The following is a 23084-nucleotide window of genomic DNA, read 5'->3' on the forward strand; positions in this document are numbered from 1 at the left end:
GGGCTATTGAGGCGCCTTGAGTTCGAATTGTCCAAGCAAGGCGCTAGATTCGTGCCAGAGTCTGACGATGTGATGTTGGTCTCTTATCCGAAATCCGGAAATACATGGGTGCGCGCCCTTGTATCGCATTTGGTTAATCCGCAGTCATCACTCTCGGAAATGGAGCAGCTCGTGCCCGACGTTTATAAAAGTCGGGGCCGCGAACTTAAGAAAGCGTATCGCTTCCCATGTGGCGGTAGGTTGATAAAAAGTCATCAGAGCTTTAGGCCAGACTATAAGCGGGTTATCTATATCACGAGGGATCCACGCGATGTGTGCGTCTCATACTACCATTACCTCCGCGGAGTTCGGAGCGATTCCATGGTGAGCGAGATGTCATTGGATGGTTTTGTTTCTTTGTTTTTATCCGGTGGGCTTGACGGTTATGGCACATGGGCAGAGCACGTAGGAAGTTGGGAATGCGCTGAAAGCGCAGATATGCTCCGGCTCACATATGAAGAGTTAAAATCAGAACCCATGAATGGATTAATGCGCATATGTGAATTTCTGGGTATTTGTTGTGGTGATGAAGCTGTCTATTCAGCTGTCCGCGCTTGTTCCATGGAAAAACTTAGGGAACGGGAGGATCGGGAAGGGTCACAGTGGTCGGCGCGGCGCACTTCGGCGCCAGGGGCTCGCTTTTTTCGGAGCGGTACTTCCAGGAATTTTTCCGAACTCAGCCCGCTTATGCAGGAGAAGATATGCAGAAGGTGGCACGAGCAGATGTTGCGGTTTGGCTACGATTAACGTTCTGCAAACTGTGGCCAGGTATCACAGGAGATAAACGTTGCCTGTGTCCGTTCTTAATTCGGTAGTAGGTGTCCTTCAATGACAGCGCCAATATTTGTTTTTAGCCTCCCTAGATCAGGCTCGACTCTCGCGCAGAGGATATTGGCCTCGCACGCTGAAATTGCCACGGTGGCTGAACCGTGGTTGCTTCTTCCTTTCGTTTACGCGCTGCGAAATGACGGAGTGTACACTGAGTATGCTCAAAGTACCGGGGCGAAAGCAATCCAAGATTTTATTCGGGAACTTCCAGCTGGGAAAGGTGATTACTACGCTGCGCTACGAGAATTAGCGCTGCGCTTGTATGGTTCTGCTTCAGGAAATAAAAGCCAGTATTTCCTTGATAAGACTCCACGTTACCATCTCATAATAAAAGAAATCCTAGAGATATTTCCGGAGGCGAAGTGCATTATCCTGTGGCGAAACCCCTTGGCAGTCGCGGCATCCATTGTGAGGACGTGGGCGCGGAATGAGCGCTGGATTACGCACCGTTATAATATTGATCTTTACAAGGGGGTGGAGAATCTAGTAGAGGCTGTCGACGCCAAACCTGACAGGTTTTTTCATTTGCGCTATGAGCATATGGTAACTGAGCCAGAAACTGTATGGCCGTCTGTCTTCTCTTATCTTGGGCTACGATATGATCCCTTTGTTCTCGAGCGCTATTCTGGCGTTCAGTTCTCCGGCAGCATGGGAGACCCGACAGGAAACAGGAAGTTTAGTCGTATCTCGTCGGATTCGGTTGATGACTGGGTCAGCGCATTTGACACGCCACTACGAAGGGCATGGGCAAGGCGGTATTTGGCATGGATCGGGTCGGACCGACTGAGAACCATGGGCTATGACGAGAATGAACTTCAGCATGCATTAATCGGTGCTCCGAGCTGCCGCGTGCCCCGACTGTTGTCAGACGCACTATTCATGACAGTAGGAGCGCTTCATGGTCCGCTAGACTTGTCTGGTGTTAAGCGACAGGCGCTACGTACACTTTCGCGCCGCCGAAGCTATGCCGTTACCTAAACACGCCTTTAGGGTGCTTCGCTCAAAGGTAAGTGGGAGCATCGTAGTGAATGGCGACCAAAGACGGCAAGAATCATCGAATTCCCAGTCTTGGTTGCTGCTGGGCAAAGGTCATCATGAACCGGAGCCGCAAGGGGAAGCAAGAAAGAAACTGGATGAGGCCTGTAAAGGCGGGACTCGCGGGTGGAGCGTAAATGTGTGTGTGGCTGTGCCGATTTACCAGAGTGTTGGGTCGCAAAAAAAATGGTTAGGCTCTGGCGGCAGGGGGAGAGGCGTCAAAGCTAGTGCCCTTGGACACCCGTGCTGCGCAGGAATGCGTTGGAGACTAGCACTGCAGGTGAGGAGGGTTTTGAGGGTGAACCAGCGGCTGTCGTCGATCACCTAAGGCTTCCAAGGTAAGACACCTATATGACTTTCCCAAACGGGCTTTCACATGCGCATGGCGAAATGCGGGCAGGAGCGTATTGGAGTTCGCGTCGGTTGCTTACTCGGTTTGGATTGCTCGACGCCATTGTCTTTATTGCGCCACTTTTGCGGTTTGTCGACGTCACCATTTTCGGCCGATTGTTTCTTACTGAAGTTCTGCTTGCAGCTTTATTCCCGTCTCTTCTCGTCCGTCGAGGCTACAGGCTTGCTACGCCTTTGCCGCGCACCTTGATTGGGTTGCTGCTGCTTTGGCTCTTGGGTCAAATCGCCACTGATCTCATCCGTGGCTCGTCTTTCAACGATTACGCCCGTGGATGGGCGATGATAGGCTTCGCGCTGATCAACTTCTGCTCGCTTTTTCTCCTGATGGCGGGCAACCCAAAGCGGCTAGTGCTATTTGCCGCCGGCGCTGCGATTGGCCAGATTGCGGATTATTTCATTGCACCCGGCAATTACGCGCTAGCGCATCCTTGGAAGTTTGGCTATGGCACCGGCGTGAGCTGGCTGTTGGTACTGATCCTAGCGGTTGCGCTCCCCGAGCGCCTTCATCCTGGACGATTGTGGCCCTCCGTGGTTTTGTTGTTCGTCGCAGCGTTAAACATGTTTATGGGGTCGCGCGCAGTTGGCGGTGTGGCTTTTCTTGCAGCTTGCTATTTGGGTGCACAAGTCCTGCGCGGAACACGCTCCACTTCATCGCAAATTCAGTTCCGGCAGTTGTTAGCGGTGGGCGCTCTGGCAGGGCTGGGTGCTTGGACAATCTTGCAAATATATGAGTATTCGGTGGCTGCTGGCTGGCTCGGGACGGAGGCTCGACAGAAGTACGAGATGCAAGCGTCCGGAGAGTACGGATTACTTATTGGGGGACGCACAGAAGTGTTGGTTTCGGGCTTGGCAATTTTAGATGCTCCTGTGATCGGACACGGGTCTTGGGCCAAGGATTGCCGTTATTCATCTCTTTATGTAGAGCTCAAGCGAAGGGCCGGCTACTTCCCTGGTGAGGAAGACGAGGAATGTCTGATTCCAGCGCACTCGCATCTGATGGGCGCGTGGGTGCAAGCCGGCATACTTGGTGCAATATTTTGGCTGTGGCTGCTAACACTGCCTATGCGAGCTCTCGCGGGGCTCTTTACGGTCAAAGAACGGTTGGCCCCCCTAGTGGCGCTCTTAGCTTTCCATTTGATTTGGGACACTTTTTTCTCCCCCTTCGCGGGAGAGCGGCGATTTATCACACCATTTTATATCGTCCTCATGATGAGTTTCATCCCAAGCGTTAGGAGACGGCGCGCTCAAAGCAAGGTGGCGACTACGAAAGCTACTGCCAACCCGCAAAGCGAGTCTTACCGATGAAGTTTTCAATCGTAACGATTTCCTACAATCAGGCATCTTTTCTCGAACGTGCCATTCTCTCCGTTATTGAACAGGACTATCCGAATCTAGAATATATCGTGGTTGATCCAGGATCAGACGATGGTAGTAGGGCGATAATTGAGCGTTACCGAGACCGTATTGACAAAATCATCTTCGAACCGGACGAAGGGCCGGCAGATGGGCTGAACAAAGGCTTTGGATGTGCAACGGGAGACATATATGGATATATCAACTCCGATGACGCCCTGCTGCCTGGGGCGTTGGCGAAGGTAGCCGAAGCAGCCCGACAGAGCCCGGATGCCGGGATTATTGCTGGGCATCTCTACATGGTCGGACAAGGCGACCAGCTGATCAGGCGCGTGAGAGCAAGCCAAATTCAGCCAAAGGAGTTCGTCTATGGGGGGGCGCAGGTGGCCCAACAAAGCACCTTCATTCGAGCAAGCGCGTTTTGGAATGTTGGAGGGTTCAATGTCCATAACAACTGTGGATGGGATGCTGAGTTACTCCTTGATCTTGTGGTTGCCGGCGAAAAGGTTGAAATTGTTGATGACTATCTGGCGATTTTCAAAATACACGCAACGTCTATCAGTGGATCTGCTCGTCTTTTGGCAGACCATCGTGAGAACTGCAAGCGTTATTTCGTTAGAGTAATGGGACGCGCTCCAACCAGGTTGGATAACCTTCGTAGGGTTTTTTACAAGATCAAAAAATGGCAAAGGGATCCGCGTGGATTTTTCTACAAGTTGCAGGATCGGTTTTTTTTGCCTCACAAGTTTAAAATTTGATTGCTTCATGCAGTTATATCCGAAGGTTTGTAAAGACAGTGCAAGTCTACACCTTAGACATTAAAATGAAGTTTGAGAGGCATGCAAGGATCAGTGCCTTCTTTTTGACTTCCTGTCGGATAGGCGCGGTATGTGCGCCATGGAGGCTGGTTGGATGGCCCGTCGCTAACCAGGGTTTATTCTGTAGTGGAGCGCCTGGGGGCGTGTAGCTATACTAATGAAGAGTCACAGCATGTCATCGCGCCTTGCGAATCGGCCTTTTGTGGTCTACTGGAATAACATCCCTTCGCCCTATATGGTCGAGCGCTTTGATGCGCTGGCTGATCGCGGTGCTATTGATTTCGAGGCCTGGTTCAATGACCGCCTTGAAGCAGACCGCAGCTGGGATGTGAATGAAGCTTCGTGGCGTTTTCGGTATCGGTATTTGCCTAGGACACATCTTTGTGGCCGTACCCAGCACTGGCCCTTGCCCCTTTTTGGCCGGCGGCCGGATGTTATTGTGAGCCTTTATGCGGGACCGTCTTTTGTCGCGGGTTTCATGCTCGCGAAACTGAGAAGAACAAAGACAGGGTTTTGGGTGGAGGTTACTTTCGACCGTTGGGTTAAGCGCACGACGATGAAAGAGGCAATCAAGCGTTGGCTATTCCCGAAAGTCGATATGATCCTGACTGTAGGTGAGGACGGTAAAGAATTCTCGACTAGGTATGGGGCTGGCCCCGAAAAGATCTTCTTTGCACCTCACGTTATCGATGTGTCTCATTACCAGTCGGGGGCCGAGGCCGCGAGACCTGAACGAGAGGTGCTGCGACGCGAATTAGGGCTAGAGGGCACTACGTTCATTTACGTCGGCCGACTCTGGTGGGGCAAGGGGGTTAATTACCTATTGGACGCTTTTGAGCGTGTTCAGGGCAAATGTGCTGAGCCTGTCAGCTTGCTGCTGGTTGGCGACGGGCCAGAGGAGGCGGCGCTAAAGCAGGCCTGCACAGAGCGCGGTATCCGCAATGTTGTGTTCGTTGGCTTTCGGCAAAAGTCTGAATTGCCCCGGTACTATGCACTGGCGGATGTATTCGTCTTTCCCACTTTGGGTGATCCGTACGGCTTGGTTGTTGACGAGGCCATGGCTTGCGGTTTGCCGGTGATCACTACCGCCGCTGCGGGCGAGATTAACGACCGCATTGAGGAAGGCGTCAACGGCTGCGTCGTAGCACCCGAAGATACAGCGGCGCTGGCTGGAGCCATGCACATGCTGGCGGGGAACCCTGCACTGCGTGACCGTATGGGAGCTGTTGCGGCGCAGAAAATTCAGTGCCATACGCCGGACCAATGGGCAAACGATTTCGAATGCGCCGTACAGCAGCTGCTAGAAGGGGGCACTCGATGAATCTTGTGAAACCTTGCCGCGTATTACGCCATTACCTCGACCACCCGATAGGGCGGCGGGATCGCATTGGCACCCTCCTGCGCATGCTGCGCTGGCAGGCCGGGAGTCGCTTGCTCGCAGCAGAAGTAGCGATGCCCTTCGTGGACGGGACCCGACTCCTGATGCGCAAGGGCATGACCGGCGCTACTGGGAATGCCTATGTTGGGCTGATGGAATTTGAGGACATGGCCTTCGTACTGCATATGTTGCGCGAAGGGGATGATTTCCTCGACGTTGGCGCCAATGTTGGTGTCTACAGCATCTTGGCAGCAAGCCGTGGTGCCGGCGTGTTGGCTGTTGAGCCGGTTCCCGATACTTATCGACGATTGCTCGACAACGTTCATCTGAACGGCTTCGCGAAACGGATCGATGCGTGCAACATCGGTGTTGGAAGCAAACCGGGCAATATGCGTTTTTCCACGACGGGCGGACCTACCAATCATGTGCTAGTGACTTGGGAACCGGAAACGCAGGCCATTGAAGTAGCGGTGGATAGCCTCGATTCAATCGCCGCGGCCAAGTCGCCGGCCATGATCAAGATTGACGTCGAGGGCTTCGAGGCTAATGTCATCCAAGGCGCATACGGTATATTGGGGCAATCATCCCTTCAGGCCGTGTTGATCGAGTTAAACGGTCTTGGTGTACGCTATGGTTTCAGCGACGACGACACCCACGCCCAGCTTCTGGAAGCCGGCTTCCGACCAATGCGATACGATCCGTTTGCTCGGCGGTTGGTTGCGCTGGACTGGCGTCAGGATACCGGCAACACCCTTTATGTTCGTCCATCCGCAACTCTGGAGCAGCGGCTGCGGGAAGCACCGGCGGCCTGGGTGTTTGGAGTAGCTGTCTGATCGTTACCGCTTATCGTCGGCGATGTGCTCGAAATAATGATGGGGGGCTGGAACACTGGTACGGAAAGTGGGAGAGGAGCCGCTGGTCCCCACCATATGTGAGTATGTTGAAGGTCCTTGTATGCCTAACGTACCAAATTTTCTCTTTATCGGCCCCGATAAGTCCGGATCGACTTGGATATACCAAGCGTTAAAGAATCACCCGCAAGTATTTTTATCGCCAGTCAAAGAGCTATTCTTTTTCGATAGATATTACGAGAAGGGGTGGGGTTGGTATCATAGTTTTTTTTCTGGCTCAGGCAGTGGTCATGATATAGTGGGTGAGATATCTCATGACTATTTATTCTCTGAGCTGGCGCGCGACCGCATCGCCGAAGATATCCCGAATGTAAAACTCATGGTGTGTGTACGTGACCCAGTTGAGCGTGCTTTTTCCGCGTACCTGTACATGCGGAAACAGGGGAGAGTGCGTGGCAGTTTCGAGGCGGCGCTTGAAAGTATCGGAGAGCTAGTAGATCACGGTCTGTATAGTAAACACCTTAAAATGTATTTGGAGAGATTTCCGAAAGAGCAGATTCATGTTGCCGTCTTCGATGATCTCGCCGAGAACCCGCAAGCATTTTTTTCTGAGGTGTGCGGCTTCCTCGGTATAGACGCGGCTGCCTTGTCCGAGGTGGCGCAGGATGGTGCGCTAAGGGCAGCGCGACCGCGGTCGGTGTTGGTTGCCCGAATGGCACGGCAGCTCGGTTGGTCCATTCGCAGCTTGGGGGTCCCGCAACTCGTTACGTTGGTGAAGGAGTCACCGATAACGAAGCAGATTCTGTACAGCGAATATCAATATGGAGAAAAGCCTCGCATGGCAGAGGGCACAAGAGAGGATTTAAAGCGTCTCTTCTGGAATGACGTCCTTGAGCTAGATGCGCTCTTGGAAACGAATCTTTGCCAACGTTGGGGGTTCGAAGGATCATCCAATTCCGCAGGAGGGGCGGTTTGATGTGAGATTATTATGAAAGATGACGCAGAGAAGAAGGTGTATATATGGGGTGCTTTCCCTCCACCGGTAACAGGAAAAACTGCGATCACAGCGGCGGTTTCGAAGTCTCTTTGTGAGAGAGGTGTGCCCCTTGTATTATTTGATGTGGCGTCTAGCGGACTGTCGCGCTCGGTGTGGGTGCGGCTATTAAAGCTTCCGCGTGTCCTTGGCGCACTAATCAAATTTTTTATAACTCCAATCAAGCGCGGAAGTGCCGCGTATGTTTCGATATCGGGAGGATGGGCGCAAGTTTATGAGGCGGCGTTTTCTGTGATTGGTAGGCTGAAAGGCTGCAAAATGGTAGTGCACCACCACAGTTTTGCCTATTTAGATCACTACTCATGGAGAACGCGGCTGCTCACGGTCGCATGTGGAAGGGAATGCATTCATATAACGCAATCTTCTGGTATGGCGGAGAAGCTTCAGTCGCAATATCTGGTAGCGGATGCGAGGGGGCTTTCAAATGCAACGTTCTTAATGGATCCGGCGAAAGCGGTTGATTTATACAGCAAAAACGAATTAACAAGGAGCAAAGTCAGGGAAATCGGGTTTATTAGTAACATTTGTCTTGAAAAAGGGATAATGGAGTTCCTGGACCTAGTGGCCGCCGCAGGAAAGGCGGGTTTGTCGCTCCATGCTAGGTTGGCCGGCCCGTTTCAGGATGCTGCCACAGAACAAGCGGTACGCGCTCGGCTGGCATCGTTACCTCAGGTGGAATATGTTGGGCCACAATACAATGCCGCCAAGGATGCTTTTTTCGCAGGTATTGATGTGTTGGTCTTCCCGACGCGATATAAAAACGAAACCGAAGGTATGGTTATTCACGAAGCTATGTCGCGCGGTGTTCCAGTGATCGCCTACGGGCGTGGATGTATTCCGGAGATCGTTGGTGCAAACTGTGGGTTGGTGATCGATCCTTCGGCGCCCTTCGTGCCGGCGGCGCTTGCGAGGCTTCAAAGCTGGCTGGCTGATTCAGCGGCGTTCGAGGCCTCGTCGCTAGCGGCGGCGGCACAGTTTACGCGCACCTATGAGCAAGGAGAGGCGCGCTGGCAGGCACTGTTGGCCGATTTGGTCGGGGGCTCGGCGGTACGCGGGCCAGCTCCTGCGACGAGCGGGGGCACGAGATGACCGTATTCACCGCCAAAGCTCGCAAGCTCGTGGATATACTCGCCGTGCCGGTTTGGCGCGGGGCGTTGCGCCGCCAGGGGGTGGCAGCGGGCGTAGAACATGCGGGTGTGCTGCGCAATATGGGTTCGGTGCGCACGGTGGTCGACATTGGTGCGAACCGCGGTCAGTTCGCGCTGGTGGCGCGACACTGTTTTGCCGATGCGCGCATTGTCTCGTTCGAGCCGCTGTCAGGGCCGGCTGCACGGTGGCGTGCGGTGTTTGCCAGCGATGTGTCCGCGACGCTGGTGGAGGCCGCACTTGGACCGCAGGCGGGCGAGGCGCAGGTTCACGTCTCGGGGCGTGACGACTCCTCGTCCCTTTTACCGATCGGCGTACGGCAAAGCGTGCTGTTCCCGGGGACCGAAGAGGTCGGTATCGCGACCGTCCGCGTGTTGCGCCTTGCCGATGCCCTTCAGACAGTCGACATCATCGCACCAGCGCTGCTCAAGCTTGATGTGCAGGGCTTCGAGCTACAGGCGTTGGCCGGCTGCGAGGAAATGCTGGATCATTTCGATTGGGTGTATGCGGAGTGCTCCTTCCAGGAGTTGTACACGGGGCAGTCCCTCGCCGACGAAGTAATCGCCTGGTTGCGCGAGCGAGGTCTGCGTCTGGTAGGCGTGTATCACATGACCTACGACGCGCGCGGCCAAGCGGTGCAGGCGGATCTTCTCTTCGGGCGGTGAGAGTCCGAGTTAGCGTTGGAATTGGTGGTGGAGGGTCAGGTGGGTATTTTCGATTATCGGCCAGACCTGATTCTGGGAGAGGGGCTTAACGCTTGCGTTTCTAAATCACCACGCCTCGGCACAGCTTAGGCATTGTTGCGAGTGTCCGTTCTGACGGGATAGAACGCGTGCGAATAGGTCCAGGGGGCAGACTTTGATAGCTGGTCTTTGATTTGCTGCTACCAAACCGTTTAGCGGAGTCGGCCGCAGGGAAGATAGTCTCAGCCCTCCCGTGAGCTACAGGGCCTAGAACTATCTGGCTCTTTGGCGGTGACTGAGTGGCAAGCTCATTGCTTACGAAGTTCGAGTCTTTCGGGTTCAGCTCCAACTCTATTTATTTCTCATACTTAGAACCAACTGTTAAAGGATCAATTGTGAAGCGCGCGCTTATAACTGGCGTCACAGGGCAAGACGGTGCTTATCTCGCCGAATTCCTACTCGGAAAAGGATACGAGGTGCACGGCATCAAACGCCGAGCGTCTCTGTTCAACACGGATCGCATCGACCACCTGTACCAAGATCCGCACGAGAAAGATCTACGCTTCGTCCTGCACTACGGGGATTTGACGGATGCTACAAACCTGATACGGATCATTCAGACCGTGCAGCCGGATGAGATCTACAATCTCGGCGCGCAGAGTCATGTGGCGGTGTCCTTCGAGAGCCCGGAGTACACGGCGAACTCGGACGCGCTGGGCACGCTGCGGATTCTTGAGGCGGTGCGCATCCTCGGCCTGGAGAAGAAGACTCGGGTTTATCAGGCTTCGACCTCCGAGCTCTACGGCAAGGTGCAGGAAATTCCTCAGAAGGAGACGACCCCCTTCTATCCACGGTCTCCTTATGCAGTGGCTAAGCTGTATGCCTACTGGATAACGGTGAACTACCGTGAGTCTTACGGCATGTATGCCTGTAACGGGATTCTCTTCAACCATGAATCCCCACTGCGTGGTGAAACCTTCGTCACGCGCAAGATCACGCGTGCGATGGCGCGCATTTTCCTAGGCCTGCAAGAGTGTCTCTATCTGGGCAATATGGACTCCCTGCGGGACTGGGGCCACGCACGGGATTACGTGGAGATGCAGTGGCTCATGCTGCAGCAGGAGGAGCCGGAAGACTTTGTTATCGCGACCGGGCACCAGTACTCGGTGCGAGATTTCGTGAATGCGGCCGCTGGCGAACTCGGCATGAAGCTTCGCTGGGAAGGCGCCGGGGTCGAAGAAGTTGGGTATCTGGAGTCGGCGGGTGAGGAATGTGTTGTCGCGCCCGGGACCCGAGTTGTGGCGGTGGATTCGCGTTATTTCCGACCGGCGGAGGTGGAAACGCTGTTGGGCGACCCCACCAAGGCACGCGAGAAGCTGGGGTGGACGCCGAAGACCACCTTTGAAGAACTCGTTGCAGAAATGGTGCGCGAAGACCTCAACAGTGCTCGGAGGGATGATCTGGTTCGGAATGCGGGCTACAAGTCCTTCGACTACCACGAATGATGGCGGGCGAATGATCATGCAAAAGGATGCCAGGGTTTTCGTCGCCGGCCATCGCGGCCTGGTGGGTTCGGCGATCTGCCGCAAGCTTGAGGCGGATGGCTATTCGGATGTGCTGACTCAGTCACGCAGCGAGACCGACCTGACCGATCCGGCCGAGGTTCGGCAGTTCTTCGCGCAGGCGCAGCCGGAATACGTGTTCCTCGCGGCTGCCAAGGTCGGCGGAATCCACGCCAACAACAGTGCGCCTGCAGATTTCCTGCGCGACAACCTGCAGATCCAGCTCAACGTGATCGATGCCGCTTACCGGGCCGGTGTGAAGAAGCTGGTGTTTCTGGGGTCGTCCTGCATCTATCCGAAGCACGCGCCGCAGCCGATGAAGGAAGAGCATCTGCTTACAGGGCCGCTCGAGCCGACGAACGAGTGGTATGCCATCGCCAAGATTGCCGGCATTAAGCAATGCCAAGCCTACCGCCGGCAGTATGGCTTCAACGCGATCAGCCTGATGCCGACGAATTTGTACGGGCCGGGCGATAACTTTGATTTACAGAATTCGCACGTGCTACCAGCGTTGATTCGCAAGTTCCACGAGGCGCGGGAAGCAGGCGACGCCACCGTTACGGTATGGGGCTCGGGCACACCGCGGCGCGAGTTTTTGCACGTGGATGACCTGGCTGATGCCTGCCTGTATCTGATGCAGAACTACGAAAGCGAGGACATCGTCAATGTTGGATGGGGGGAAGACCTCAGCATTGCCGAATTGGCAGCGATGGTGAAAGATGTCGTCGGCTTTGAGGGTGACATCGTCTACGACGCCGACAAGCCGGATGGCACACCTCGGAAGTTGATGGATACCAGTCGGCTCTCAGAGCTCGGCTGGAAGCCACAGATTGGTTTGCGCGAGGGGTTGGAGGAGACGTATAGATGGTTCCTGGAACATCAGGATGCGGTGCGGGGGTGATTCTTGTGGTTTGCTCGACGCCTTGCTAAGCCCCCTCATCCGCCGCTGCCGCGCCACCTTTTCCCCGACGGGGAGAAGGGATGGCAGAGCACGATGACAGCGTGCTGCCACTTGGTAAAAGTTGTGCTCAAAGGCTTTGACTGATGCTCGCGAGGGCTTTCTGAGCGCTGCGGACTTTCGGCATGCGATCGCCTCTTTGCCGCTGGTTTCGGTGGACCTACTGATCGTCAATGGGGGCAAGTTGCTGCTTGGCCAACGGAGAGATGAGCCGGCGCGGGGTACTTGGTTTGTGCCTGGCGGGCGGATTCGTCGGGGCGAGGCGATCGCAAAGGCGCTGCAGCGGGTTTGGCGTGAAGAGATTGTTGGCGACATGCCCATTGCGCAGCCCCAGCTTTTGGGCGTATACGAGCATTTCTATGACTGCGCCTTCGATGGTTCGGCGGTCGCTACCCACTACGTGGTGCTTGCCTACTGCTTCGCACTGACGAAGACGGTCGATCTGCGGCAGGAATCGCACGACAACACGTGGTGGGCGCCGATCGTGGAGCGGCCAGTGGAGCATGCGGGGGCGTCCGTGCACCCGAATGCGCAGGCCTATTTCGCTGCGCTACTGGATGGCTAGGCTGGTGGTTGAGCCCTCGGGCGGGCTCGCGCGGCTCAGGTTCTCGTGTTCGAGGCTTTGCCTGCCAGCCCGAGCAACTTCTGCTCGAAGGTCTGAAGGATCCGGTCCTGATCCAGGTGGGTCTCGGCATATGCCCGCGCCTTTTGTCCTTTCGCCAAGCGCGCGGGGGCATCGTCTCCGAGCGTTCTCACGGCGTCAGCGAGGGCCTCACTATCCCCTGGTGGAGTACAGACACCACAGCCGCCGTCTTCGAGGGCATCCCAGAGTGCCGTGCCCTTCTCCGCTGTCGCGATGGCGGGGCGGCCGGCCGCAAGGATGTTGGTCAACTTGGAGGGCATGACGAGGTCTGCCGCTTCGCGCTTCTGGATGACGAGATGGATATCGGCCGCCCCCAGCATCTCGCCCAGGCGGGCGCGTGGTTGCAGGTCCAGAAAGTGCAAACGGGGGAGCCCCAGTTCCGTGGCTCGCGCTTCCAGGCGTTCGCGATCGGAGCCGTTGCCCACGATCACGAAATGAAAGCGGCCGTCGTCCTTCATCTCGTGAGCCGCGTCGAGCAGTACATCGAGTCCCTGTTTGGTGGCGATGGCGCCGGCGTACATCACGAGGACGTCGTTCGGGCTAACCCCGAGCTCCTTTCGGAAGCTGTTGTTAGGATCCGTAGGTGTGATCTGGGTGATATCGGCCCAGTTGGGGGATAGCCAGGTGCGGTCCGTGTCCGCGCCCTTTTCGTTGGCGCGCCGGCACATGGAGGGCGTGATCGAGGAGACCCGGGTCGCGCGGCGGAGGAAGAAGTTTTCCAGGGCGAAGAGCAGGCGGTCGAACTTGCCCAATGTCAGCATTCCGAGTCGCAGGGCCGCATCTACCTGAAAGTCTTGCACGTGAAGCACCCAGGGAGCACGACGAATGAAGCGGTACAGCGTGGGCATCACTGCCGTCTGCAATGGCGGGCAGATGGCGATCACCACGTCATAGCGCTTGCGGGAAAAGAGAATACGCGCCCACCAATAGAGCGAACAGAAGGAGAAGCTCAGCTCCATCAGGATGCGCTGCTTTGCGGATACCCCGCTGCCTGAGGGCACGGTGTGCGGCGTCCGAAATACGGTTACGCCATCTAGCGCTTCTTTCCGGAGCCCTTTACCTTTGTAGTCCGGGCGGACTTTCCATTCCGGGTAATGGGGCAGGCCGGCGATCGCATCGACATGGTGGCCGCGTTTGGCGAGCCATTTCGCCATTTCACCCGTGTACATCCCCGTCGCAGTCTCTTCTGGGGCGAAGTTCAGGCTGACGATGAGGATGCGGAGGTGGGGGGTGTTGGGCACTTGGGTTGGTCCGTGTCGCTGTTATTGGGCACCTGGGGGAGAAGCTTGAGGCGCTTCGCGCCCCCTCATCCCCGGCCCTTCTCCCTTGGGGAGAAGGGGGATAGATGCTGAAGTGCATTAGTTCGTCTGCTTGGTCCGTCCGTAGACGTCATCGAAGCGCACGATGTCATCCTCGCCGAGATAGGAGCCGGACTGCACTTCGATAAGCTCTAGCGGGAGCTGCCCGGGATTGTCCAGGCGGTGCTTGGTGCCGAGGGGGATGTAGACGCTCTGGTTTTCGGTGACGAGCTTTTCTTCGTCGCCGCAGGTGACGCGAGCCGTGCCGCGGACAACGATCCAGTGCTCCGCGCGGTGGTGATGCATCTGCAGGCTGAGTTTTTCGCCCGGTTTCACCACAATGCGCTTGACCTGGAAGCGCTCCCCTTCGGCGATGGATTCGTAGCTGCCCCACGGGCGCAAGACGCGGGGATGCAGCTCGGCCTCGGCACGTTTGTCCAGCTGCAGTTGTTTGACGATGCGCCGCACGTCTTGCGCGCGGTCGGTGGGGGCGACCAGCACGGCATCTTTGGTTTCTACGATGAGGTGGTCGTCCATTCCTACGGCGGCGACGAGGCGGCTGCTGGCATGGACAAGGGTATTTCGGCTGTCCTCCATCAGCACGTCGCCGTGTTTGACGTTGCCGTGCTCATCGGCGGGCAGTTTCTGCAGGAAGCTCCACGAGCCGATGTCGTCCCAACCGGCATCCATTGGTACCAGACCGGCGCTGCGGGTCTTTTCCATGATGGCGTAGTCGATGGAATCCGAGCGGGCGGCGGCGAAGGCGGTGGCGTCCAAGCGCAGGAAGTCGAGATCCTGATTGGCCTCTCGCAGGGCAGCCTCACAGGCACTTAACATCTCGGGTTCCAGTGCCTTGGCCTCGTTCAGCAGATGCTGGGCAGCAAACAGGAACAGGCCGCCGTTCCAAGCATAGGCCTCATCGGCGATATAACGTTGTGCATCTTCCAGGCACGGCTTTTCGATAAAGGCTTCCAGGGCAAATCCACCCTCATTCAGCGCCGGGCCGCGCTTGAGGTAGCCGTAGCCGGTTTCCGCGCGGGTGGGCTTGATGCCGAAGGTGACGATGCGCCCGCTCGCGGCAACCTGGGTGGCGGTGGCGGCTGCACTGCAGAAGGCCGCTTCATCCGCCACGGCGTGGTCGGCACTCATCAGAAAAACCTGCGCGTCTTCTCCATGCTGTTGGCAGGCAAATAATGCGGCAACGATGGCAGCGGGTGCGGTGTTGCGGCCTTCCGGCTCCAGGATGATGACGGCGTTGTCGATGCCCACTTCGCGCAGTTGCTCGGCTACCAGAAAGCGATGCCGGTCCGCGCAGATGATGACCATTGGCGCGGCGTTGTCGAGCATGGCGGCACGCAGGGCGGTAGCCTGCAGCAGGGTGTGCTCGCCGATCAGCTTGTGGAACTGCTTTGGGTAGCCTTCCCGGGACAGCGGCCACAGGCGGGTGCCGGTGCCGCCGGCTAGGAGGACGGGTACTAGAGTGGGCATGGGTGGGTGCGTTGTGGCGTGGGGTGCTGAATACGGGGGTTGATGGTAGTTGCTTTGCCCTCACCCGGCCCTCCGGGCCACCCTTTCCCATTTTTGGGAGAGGGGACAGCAGGGCTTTGGTGGGTTTTGTGTGGATCAGGCGCTTGTGGATTCGATCTTGGCCAGGAGTCCCTGGGTTTTTTCTTGCATCAGGGCCTCATTGGCGCGTGATTCGACGTTGAGGCGCAGCAGCGGCTCGGTATTCGAGGCACGCACGTTGAAGCGCCATTCCGCGAATTCCACGCTGAGGCCGTCGGTGTGGTCGATGTGGATGGCGCCTTCGCTGTATTTCTTTTCGAGTAGTGCCAGGGTGGCGTCGCTGTCGGCTACGGTGCGATTGATCTCCCCGCTGGCGGGGAACAGGCGCATGCGCTCGTCGACCAGTTCGGACAGGGGCTTGCCCTTTTCCGAGATCAGCGCGGCGACCAGGAGCCAGGGCAGGGTGCCGTTGTCGCAATAACCGAAGGCTCGGAAATAGTGGTGCGCGCTCATCTCGCCGCCGTAGAGGGCGTCTTCGGCGCGCATGCGCTCCTTGATGAAGGCGTGGCCGGTCTTGGACTGCACGGGGCGGCCGCCGGCGGCGGTGACTTCGTCGATGGTGTTCCAGGTCAGGCGCGGGTCGTGAATGATGGTGGCGCCGGGCACTTCCTCAAGCAGCGCCTTGGCGAGCAGTCCGACGATGTAGTAGCCCTCGATGAAGCGGCCGTTCTCGTCGAAGAGGAAGCAGCGGTCGAAATCGCCGTCCCACGCCACGCCGAAGTCCGCGCCGTGTTTCTTGACGGCATCGATGGTGGCTTGGCGGTTGTTGGGTTCTAGCGGGTTCGGGATGCCGTTGGGGAAGTCCGGGTCCGGGTCGCAGTGGATGCGGATGAACTCCAGCGGCAGATGCGGCTCCAGGGCGTCGATGACGAGGCCCGCAGTACCGTTGCCCGCATTTACCACCACGCGCAGTGGCTTGATGGTGCGATTGGCGATGAAGTCGAGTAGAAAGCGCCGGTAGCGCGGCCGCAGGTAGTCGCGCGTCATCAGCGGGGTGCCGCTGGGTTCGGCGGTGGAGGCGTAGACGGCGGCTTCCAGCTCCCGCAGGCCGCTGTCCCCGGAGATGGGGATAGCGTCGCCGCGGACCAGTTTCATGCCGTTGTAGTCGGCGGGGTTGTGGCTGGCGGTAATCATGATGCCGCCGTCGCAGCCGGGTTGCTGAGCGGCAAAGTAGATTTCCTCCGTGCCGCAGTAGCCGATGTCGGTGACCCGGCTGCCGCCATGGTTTAAGCCCAGCGCAATCGCTTCCAGCAACGCGCGGCTGGAATGCCGGATGTCGCAACCCAGTGCCACGCTGACGGGCTCGAAGCGCTGCGCATAGGCCAGGCCCAGTCGATAGGCGATGGTGGGGTTCAGCTCGTCCGGCACACGCCCACGGATATCGTAGGCCTTGAAGCAACTCGCGGGTTTGCTCGCGGTCATTTTCCCCCCTCAGGGAACGGTGATGCTGCGTTGCAGCAGTGTACCGGTTCATTACTTGCCGATCACGCCGGCAAGCGGGGGAGATGCAACATTGGTGCCGGCGACAACTACGCTCCTTTGGGAAACGGCATCTGTAAACCCTTACGCCGTTGTCGGTGATGGTCCCTTCGCGCGGAACCATAGATGCTGGTTGTGAGGCTTGTGGCGACGTCCGCGCATCACGTGTGTGCCTTGTTTTGGAAATCGACAGGTCAGGCATTGCAGTCGCTTCGGCTTCGGTGCCGCTTCCTCGCCAGAGCAAATTGCACAGATGCTGTGGCGCACAGAAACTGTGCAAGTCGATGAACATGAGCGCATCGCTATGGAATCAACCAACATCACGATTCGCGTGGATCGGCGCCTGGCGCAGGACGCCAAGATCTGGGCGGCAAAACGGGGATCCTCCGTGAGCCGTCTGGTCGCAAAGGAACTGGAGCGTCTGGTGCGACGGGATGAGCATTTCGAGGCCGCGAGAACGCGCGCGCTCCGGCGCTTGAACCAAGCGCCAGAACTTGGTTGGGAGAAGCCGGAGAGCCGGGACGCGCTCCATGAGCGTTAGAGCTTTCGTCGATGCCAATGTACTGGTGTACGCCCACGATGCTGGCGCCGGGCTGAAGCATGCGCGCGCGGCGACATTGGTCGCTGGCCTGTGGCAAAGCGGTGAGGGCGTGGTTAGCACGCAGGTGTTGCACGAGTTCTTTGTCAATGTGACCCGCCAATGCGCGAATCCACCAACGGTTGCCGAGGCAAAGGCCTGGATTGCGGATTACATGTACTGGCAGGTGATCGTGAATGACGCGGACGCCATTCTTGAGGCCATCGACTTGCAAGCGCGCCATCCGCTCTCACTCTGGGACGCGTTGGTGGTGCAGGCGGCGTATGTCGCAGGTGCCGAATTGCTGTATTCCGAAGATCTCAATCACGGCCAGTACTACGGGACCGTGCGCGTGCAGAACCCGTTTCATGATTTAGATGGAATGACACTACGCCCCCTTGCAGCATGTAGTGGTTAACACTACTGCTTGGTCATGAAGATCATCAGTGTTTCAGCAGCCAATCGCCGTTTCTCAGCTTTGCTACGTGCCGTGCAGGAAGGGAATTCGGTGACGATCATCTCGTGTGGCCGACCCGTAGCGGTCATGGAGCCTGGTCGCGAGGGCCGTTCGGCCGGACGTGAGCAGGCGCGCCGTGCGTTGCTGCAGCGGTTGCAGGGGCAAACAGCGGCAGGCGCACGCGATTGGACGCGCGACGCGCTGTATGACGACTGAGCTACGCGTCGCGCTGGACACCAATGTGCTGGCTTATGCGGAGGGTGCTGGCGACAGCCAGCGTTGCGAGGCGGCTCGCCGATTGATTCCTGCGCTCGACGGGTTCGAAGTCGTGTTGCCGGCCCAGGTACTGGGAGAACTCTATCGGGTGCTGGATGGCAAGCTGGGCTCGAAGGCCGCCGATGCACGGGCAGCAGTAATGAGCTGGTCGGACGCTTATCCGGTTGCGGACTCGACGGCCGCGGCTTTCTCGGCGGCGATGGACTGCGCTGTTTCGCACGGCCTGCAGACCTGGGATGCGCTGATCCTGTCGGTTGCCGGGCAGGCTGGTTGCCGTTATCTGTTGACCGAGGACATGCAGGCCGGCTTTGTATGGCACGGCGTGAGTGTGGTCAGCCCTTTTGAGCGCCCCTGGCCGCCTTTGTCGCGGGAGATTCTGGAATGAGCCAGCGGGGATCTTCGCCGTGGCCTTTGTTTACGCGAAAAGCGGCCGGCACCACCTCCAGCGTGCTGCTGTCCAACCGTGTAAATCACTCGACGGGGCAGCAGGGACGAATTCGAGTGTGCCTTTGCCAGCTTTGCGGTGGCCTTGGCCAACGACACGGTGGCGCTGGATGTGGCATTGAAGGCGCTGGCGGCGGGGCTAGGCGATGAAATGGCGGTGACGCGGCGCACCTTTCTAGCGTCGGTGTCCGCACCGCGTCAGACCGATGGCTGGCGTACAATAAGATTCGAATTCATTGGTTCATTCGCCCGATCTGATCCGGAGTTCTGTCATGAACGATCCGCTGACGCGTATCACCATTGATCCATCGATTTGCCACGGCAAACCGGTCATTCGCGGATTGCGGTATCCGGTGGAGAATGTCCTCGAATGGCTGAGCTCCGGCATGTCACCCGAAGAGATTGTCGAAGACTATCCGGATCTTGAGATCGAGGATATCCGCGCTGTTTTGGCGTATGCGGCCAAGTTGTCGCGCCTGAAGCGGCATGAAACATTGGCAGCGTGAAGTTTCTGGTTGACGCGCAGTTGCCGCGCTCGCTCGCGCTGTGGTTATGCGAGCAAGGCTATGACGCTCTGCACACTTTGGATCTGCCGGAAGCCAATCAAACCACCGATGAAGAGATTTGCGCGGTCGCCGATGCGCAGGCACGGATCGTCGTCACCAAGGATGCGGATTTCGTCAATAGCCACGAACTCAGTAACACGCCTGCACAGCTCCTCCTGATATCAACAGGCAACGTTTCGAATCGCGATCTCCTGGCGCTGTGGAAGACTCATTTGCACCGTGTTCTCCAGGCCCTTGAAGATTCGCCATTTGTCGAACTGAGCCAACACCATTTGATTGTCCACGGCTGATTCAGTCCCTGAGGCTCAGAACTCTGATGGCGAATGACGTGAAGTTCCCCCATGGCGGTCGTTCACGGAGTGAAGAGGTCGTCTTCGTCTCCGGCGTGCTGCTGTCCAACCGTGTAAATCGCTGGACGGGGCAGCAGGGACGGGAGTTTGAAGGTGAGGTCGCCGTCTTTGTGGTTATTCGATGCGCGGTCATCGACGATTGCGCCCAGGCGCACCCGTACGACCCCGTTCGGGGGCAATAACCCCCTATTCGCACAGCAAGGCCGATAAGGCCGCGCTGGTGCCGGAGGTGGGACTCGAACCCACACTGGTTGCCCAACCGCATTTTGAGTGCGGCGCGTCTACCAATTCCGCCACTCCGGCTTTGTCGCGGGAGCGGACTATAACGGAGGCCCGGCCCGCCTACAATGCGCGCATCATGAAACGCGCTGACTTCCATTACGACCTCCCCGAAGATCTGATCGCGCAGCGCGCCGTCGAGCCGCGTTCCAGCGCGCGCATGCTTTGCGTGGAGCCAGATGGGCCACGCGATGCCGGCGTGCTGGACTGGCCGGAGATGCTCTCGCCGGAAGATCTTCTGGTGTTCAACGACACCCGCGTCATTCCGGCGCGGCTGTACGCGCACAAGGCTACCGGCGGAAGGGTGGAGATTTTCCTGGAGCGTGTGCTCGCCGATCCGCAGCGCGTGCAGGCACAGATGCGCGCGTCCAAGCCCATCCGGCCGGGGACCCGCCTGACCGTGGAAGGCGCGGAGGCGGTGGCAACGGTCGAAGGTCGCGACGAGGAAGGCTTTTTCACCGTGGCCTTCGATCAGGACGCGCTGCCGGTCTTCGAGCAGGCGGGGCATGTGCCGCTGCCGCCCTATATCACGCGGCCGGATGAGGCCGAGGATGTGGCGCGCTACCAGTCGATCTTTGCCGACAAGGCCGGTGCCGTGGCGGCACCGACAGCCAGCCTCCACTTCGACGAGGCGATGATGGCCAAGCTGAAGGCCCACGGCATCCGCTGGACGACGCTGACCCTGCACGTCGGCGCCGGCACTTTCGCGCCGATGCGTGTTGACGATCCCACGGCCCACCACATGCACGCCGAGCGCTATGCCGTGTCGGATCAGCTGGTGGCGGAGGTGGAAGCCACCCGTGCACGTGGAGGCAGGGTGGTGGCGGTGGGCACCACCGTGGTGCGCGCACTGGAAGGCGCCGTGGTGGATGCCGGCGCGCTGCGGCCAACGGCAGGGGAGACGCGCTTGTTCATCACCCCCGGCTTTCGTTTTCAGGTGGTGGATGCGCTGCTCACCAATTTCCATCTGCCGGAATCTACGCTTCTGATGCTGGTCAGCGCCTTCGCCGGCCGCGAGCGCATGCTGGCGGCATACCGCCATGCGGTCGAACAGCGCTACCGCTTCTTCAGCTATGGCGATGCGATGTGGATTCCGCAGCGCTACGCGGACTCCAGCTCGGCCGATTGAGCCGACGCAGGCGCCCCCAGACGGGCTTCCAGCCAGTGTCCAATGATGTGCTCCAACCACATCTGCGGCAGGCCGCTGTCGCCCCGGCTGACGAAGCCAACGTGCCCGCCACGCTCGTGCAGATCCAGCTCGATGTTGGCGGGTAGCGTATCCGGCTCCGGCACGATACTCGGCACCATCATCGGGTCATCGAGAGCGTGGATGATGCGGGTGGGGATGGTCACGCCGGACAGATACTGGCCGCAGCTGGCGCGGGCGTAGTAGTCATCGGCGTCTGCATAGTCATTGCAGGGCGCGGTGTAGGCGTTATCGAAGTCGCGGAAGCATTTGGCGGCCAGCGCCTTGTCGAGATCAGCGCCCTTGGGGAGGGCAACCGGTCCATGCTTGCGGCGCACGGCAGCCTTGAGGTTTTTCAGCAGATAGGCCTGGTAGACCCGCGCCGGCCCCATCTGCAGGTGCTCGACACAGGGCGCGAGCCGGAACGGCACGGAGACCGCAACAGCCGCGTCCACCGGCGCGCGTGCGCCCAGCTCTCCGAGGGTCTTGAGCAGGACATTGCCCCCGAGTGACCAGCCAACGGCGGCACGGGTGACATTGGGGTGGCGCGTCGCCAGCTGCTGCAGAATCCAGGCGATATCGTCACTGGCGCCGTGGTTATAGCTCCGCGCGAGGCGATTCGGCATGCGGCCGGCGCCGCGTTGCTGAATGCCGATGCAATGCCAGCCACGGGCCGCCATGCGCCGCGCCGTGGCGCACAGGTAGGTCGATTCCAGACAACCGCCCAGGCCGTGCAGCAAGGCCAGTACGGGGCCGTCGTCGGGCCCGTGGTGGCCGATGGTAATGACGTCGCCGTCGTCTGTCTCAAGATGGTCCAAGCGCCAATCGACGAAGGGCGTCGGCCGGAACAGCGCGGGTAGGGCGGTCTGCGCGTGCGGCCCCTGCATCCAGGGGTGCGGTCGAAAGGGCGTGGTCATGACTCGGGTTGGTCTTCGGCCGGACCATGGAGGATACTGGGGTGGCAAGCACAGCGATAGCTTGATGTTTCACCATCCAACGAGGGAGACGACCATGAATCGCGAAGAACTGATGCGGCAGGCACGCCAGCGCCTGGAGCTCATCCAGCAGGACATTGAAAAGCTCGAGAAGCGCGCCCAGCACGCCTCGGAGGACGTACGGGCATCGGCGGAAGCTCAGCTCAAGCGGGCACGCGAGAGCGCCGATGAAATGCGCGACCGCCTGGGCGAGATCCAGGAAGCCGCCGAAGAGCGTTTGCACGAGCTACGAGATCGCGTCGAGCAGCTCGGGGATTCCGCCCGCGATGCGGTGGATCGCTTCAAGCAGAAACTCGGTTTGTAGGGTGCCGTCACTTTTCGGTCAAAAAAATCGGCCGGAACGATTGTGTTGCCGGGATCGTGCCGCTACAATCTCGCTCCCGTTAAGGGGGCCATAGCTCAGCTGGGAGAGCGCCTGCATGGCATGCAGGAGGTCGGCGGTTCGATCCCGCCTGGCTCCACCAAGTCCGTCCCCATCGTCTAGAGGCCTAGGACACCGCCCTTTCACGGCGGTAACAGGGGTTCGAATCCCCTTGGGGACGCCACAAGATGGACACCGCGAAGCCCGCATCATTGATGCGGGCTTTGTTGTTTCTGGCGCCCCTCACCCCACCCCCTCACCCCAGAGGGGCGAGGGGCTCACTCTGGCACAGCGCCGGTGTACTCCCTTCTCCCCAGCGGGGAGAAGGGCCGGGGATGAGGGGGCGGTGAGCGTAGCGAACCATGCGCGTTCCGCAATTCCAACACGTCTGCCCCTCACCCCAACCCCTCTCCCCGGAGGGGCGAGGGGCTCACGTTGATGCAGCGCCGCTTTACTCCCTTCTCCCCAGCGGGAGAGGGGCCGGGGATGAG

At 58.6% G+C, this 23084-nt stretch carries 24 protein-coding genes, 3 tRNA genes and 2 pseudogenes; 24 read left to right on the forward strand and 5 right to left on the reverse strand.

The annotated features are described in order from the left end of the window. Positions 1 to 72: 72 nt before the first annotated feature. The 12 genes from ACOOFO_RS08000 (at position 73) to ACOOFO_RS08055 (ending at position 12681) form a co-directional block, all read left to right on the forward strand. Entirely contained in the window at positions 73 to 786 is a 714-nt protein-coding gene (locus tag ACOOFO_RS08000; RefSeq protein WP_420429682.1) for a sulfotransferase domain-containing protein, read from the forward strand. Positions 787 to 867: 81 nt separating this feature from the next. Further along, a complete protein-coding gene (locus ACOOFO_RS08005; protein ID WP_420426272.1) occupies positions 868 to 1845 on the forward strand; it encodes a sulfotransferase family protein in 978 nt (325 codons plus the stop codon). Between the two features lie 408 nt (positions 1846 to 2253). Then, entirely contained in the window at positions 2254 to 3618 is a 1365-nt protein-coding gene (locus ACOOFO_RS08010) for a hypothetical protein (protein WP_420426273.1), read from the forward strand. After that, a complete protein-coding gene (locus tag ACOOFO_RS08015; RefSeq protein WP_420426274.1) occupies positions 3615 to 4424 on the forward strand; it encodes a glycosyltransferase family 2 protein in 810 nt (269 codons plus the stop codon). Before ACOOFO_RS08010 ends, ACOOFO_RS08015 begins: the two co-directional genes overlap by 4 nt. Before the next feature lie 232 nt (positions 4425 to 4656). Continuing rightward, positions 4657 to 5805: a glycosyltransferase family 4 protein gene (locus ACOOFO_RS08020; RefSeq protein WP_420426275.1), complete on the forward strand. Its 1149-nt coding sequence runs from the start codon at positions 4657 to 4659 to the stop codon at positions 5803 to 5805. Continuing rightward, positions 5802 to 6695, forward strand: coding sequence for an FkbM family methyltransferase (locus ACOOFO_RS08025; protein ID WP_420426276.1), 894 nt, complete (start codon positions 5802 to 5804; stop codon positions 6693 to 6695). Before ACOOFO_RS08020 ends, ACOOFO_RS08025 begins: the two co-directional genes overlap by 4 nt. Before the next feature lie 121 nt (positions 6696 to 6816). Beyond that, positions 6817 to 7689, forward strand: coding sequence for a sulfotransferase family protein (locus tag ACOOFO_RS08030; RefSeq protein WP_420426277.1), 873 nt, complete (start codon positions 6817 to 6819; stop codon positions 7687 to 7689). Positions 7690 to 7701: 12 nt separating this feature from the next. After that, positions 7702 to 8856 carry a glycosyltransferase family 4 protein gene (locus ACOOFO_RS08035; protein WP_420426278.1) on the forward strand — a complete coding sequence of 385 codons (1155 nt, stop codon included), beginning with the start codon at positions 7702 to 7704 and terminating at the stop codon, positions 8854 to 8856. Further along, positions 8853 to 9578: an FkbM family methyltransferase gene (locus ACOOFO_RS08040; RefSeq protein ID WP_420426279.1), complete on the forward strand. Its 726-nt coding sequence runs from the start codon at positions 8853 to 8855 to the stop codon at positions 9576 to 9578. The genes ACOOFO_RS08035 and ACOOFO_RS08040 overlap by 4 nt, the downstream gene beginning before the upstream one ends. Positions 9579 to 9988: 410 nt before the next feature. Then, entirely contained in the window at positions 9989 to 11101 is a 1113-nt protein-coding gene (gene gmd / locus ACOOFO_RS08045; protein ID WP_420429684.1) for a GDP-mannose 4,6-dehydratase, read from the forward strand. A gap of 16 nt (positions 11102 to 11117) precedes the next feature. Then, positions 11118 to 12059, forward strand: a complete 942-nt coding sequence (gene fcl, locus ACOOFO_RS08050; RefSeq protein WP_420429686.1) for a GDP-L-fucose synthase — start codon at positions 11118 to 11120, stop codon at positions 12057 to 12059. A 136-nt stretch (positions 12060 to 12195) separates the two neighbouring features. After that, complete coding sequence (locus tag ACOOFO_RS08055; protein ID WP_420426280.1) at positions 12196 to 12681, forward strand: NUDIX domain-containing protein; 486 nt, start codon at positions 12196 to 12198, stop codon at positions 12679 to 12681. Between the two features lie 35 nt (positions 12682 to 12716). Here ACOOFO_RS08055 and ACOOFO_RS08060 read toward each other — a convergent pair whose 3' ends face one another. From ACOOFO_RS08060 to ACOOFO_RS08070, 3 genes are all read right to left on the reverse strand, one after another. Continuing rightward, positions 12717 to 14000, reverse strand: a complete 1284-nt coding sequence (locus tag ACOOFO_RS08060) for a WcaI family glycosyltransferase (protein WP_420426281.1) — start codon at positions 13998 to 14000, stop codon at positions 12717 to 12719. Between the two features lie 117 nt (positions 14001 to 14117). Further along, positions 14118 to 15545, reverse strand: a complete 1428-nt coding sequence (locus ACOOFO_RS08065) for a mannose-1-phosphate guanylyltransferase/mannose-6-phosphate isomerase (RefSeq protein ID WP_420426282.1) — start codon at positions 15543 to 15545, stop codon at positions 14118 to 14120. Between the two features lie 135 nt (positions 15546 to 15680). After that, on the reverse strand, positions 15681 to 17045 hold the full coding sequence (locus ACOOFO_RS08070) for a phosphomannomutase (protein WP_420426283.1): 1365 nt from the start codon (positions 17043 to 17045) through the stop codon (positions 15681 to 15683). Between the two features lie 310 nt (positions 17046 to 17355). Between ACOOFO_RS08070 and ACOOFO_RS08075 the strand changes: the two genes are divergently transcribed. The 8 genes and pseudogenes from ACOOFO_RS08075 to ACOOFO_RS08110 all read left to right on the forward strand — a co-directional run. Further along, positions 17356 to 17643, forward strand: a complete 288-nt coding sequence (locus tag ACOOFO_RS08075) for a DUF6364 family protein (RefSeq protein ID WP_420426284.1) — start codon at positions 17356 to 17358, stop codon at positions 17641 to 17643. Further along, positions 17633 to 18097, forward strand: a complete 465-nt coding sequence (locus ACOOFO_RS08080) for a PIN domain-containing protein (protein ID WP_420426285.1) — start codon at positions 17633 to 17635, stop codon at positions 18095 to 18097. Before ACOOFO_RS08075 ends, ACOOFO_RS08080 begins: the two co-directional genes overlap by 11 nt. Positions 18098 to 18112: 15 nt before the next feature. Next, positions 18113 to 18352, forward strand: coding sequence for a type II toxin-antitoxin system Phd/YefM family antitoxin (locus tag ACOOFO_RS08085; protein ID WP_420426286.1), 240 nt, complete (start codon positions 18113 to 18115; stop codon positions 18350 to 18352). After that, entirely contained in the window at positions 18342 to 18797 is a 456-nt protein-coding gene (locus ACOOFO_RS08090) for a PIN domain-containing protein (RefSeq protein ID WP_420426287.1), read from the forward strand. The genes ACOOFO_RS08085 and ACOOFO_RS08090 overlap by 11 nt, the downstream gene beginning before the upstream one ends. Further along, positions 18794 to 19049: pseudogene (locus tag ACOOFO_RS08095) on the forward strand (DegT/DnrJ/EryC1/StrS family aminotransferase); the annotation flags it as partial. The gene ACOOFO_RS08090 and the pseudogene ACOOFO_RS08095, both read left to right, overlap by 4 nt. A gap of 79 nt (positions 19050 to 19128) precedes the next feature. Beyond that, positions 19129 to 19362, forward strand: a complete 234-nt coding sequence (locus tag ACOOFO_RS08100; protein WP_420426288.1) for a DUF433 domain-containing protein — start codon at positions 19129 to 19131, stop codon at positions 19360 to 19362. Continuing rightward, the gene (locus ACOOFO_RS08105) at positions 19359 to 19712 is read left to right on the forward strand and encodes a DUF5615 family PIN-like protein (protein WP_420426289.1); all 354 of its coding nucleotides are present in this window, start codon (positions 19359 to 19361) and stop codon (positions 19710 to 19712) included. The genes ACOOFO_RS08100 and ACOOFO_RS08105 overlap by 4 nt, the downstream gene beginning before the upstream one ends. Positions 19713 to 19761: 49 nt before the next feature. Continuing rightward, positions 19762 to 19903: pseudogene (locus ACOOFO_RS08110) on the forward strand (aminotransferase); the annotation flags it as partial. A gap of 87 nt (positions 19904 to 19990) precedes the next feature. Here ACOOFO_RS08110 and ACOOFO_RS08115 read toward each other — a convergent pair. Next, a tRNA-Leu gene (locus ACOOFO_RS08115) sits at positions 19991 to 20075 on the reverse strand. Positions 20076 to 20130: 55 nt separating this feature from the next. Here ACOOFO_RS08115 and queA point away from each other — a divergent pair. Further along, positions 20131 to 21180 (forward strand): tRNA preQ1(34) S-adenosylmethionine ribosyltransferase-isomerase QueA, encoded by a 1050-nt coding sequence (queA, locus tag ACOOFO_RS08120; protein ID WP_420426290.1) that lies wholly within the window; start codon positions 20131 to 20133, stop codon positions 21178 to 21180. Here the strand turns inward: queA and ACOOFO_RS08125 are convergent. Continuing rightward, positions 21153 to 22154, reverse strand: a complete 1002-nt coding sequence (locus ACOOFO_RS08125) for a YheT family hydrolase (RefSeq protein WP_420426291.1) — start codon at positions 22152 to 22154, stop codon at positions 21153 to 21155. The genes queA and ACOOFO_RS08125 overlap by 28 nt on opposite strands. Before the next feature lie 94 nt (positions 22155 to 22248). On the opposite strand from ACOOFO_RS08125, the gene ACOOFO_RS08130 reads away from it, so the two are divergent. From ACOOFO_RS08130 to ACOOFO_RS08140, 3 genes are all read left to right on the forward strand, one after another. Next, positions 22249 to 22536, forward strand: coding sequence for a hypothetical protein (locus ACOOFO_RS08130; protein ID WP_420426292.1), 288 nt, complete (start codon positions 22249 to 22251; stop codon positions 22534 to 22536). Between the two features lie 84 nt (positions 22537 to 22620). Beyond that, a tRNA-Ala gene (locus ACOOFO_RS08135) sits at positions 22621 to 22696 on the forward strand. A 5-nt stretch (positions 22697 to 22701) separates the two neighbouring features. After that, positions 22702 to 22777 (forward strand) — tRNA-Glu (locus ACOOFO_RS08140). Positions 22778 to 23084 lie beyond the last annotated feature (307 nt).

It is taken from the genome of Algiphilus sp. (genome assembly GCF_965216485.1).
Classification (GTDB): domain Bacteria; phylum Pseudomonadota; class Gammaproteobacteria; order Nevskiales; family Nevskiaceae; genus Algiphilus.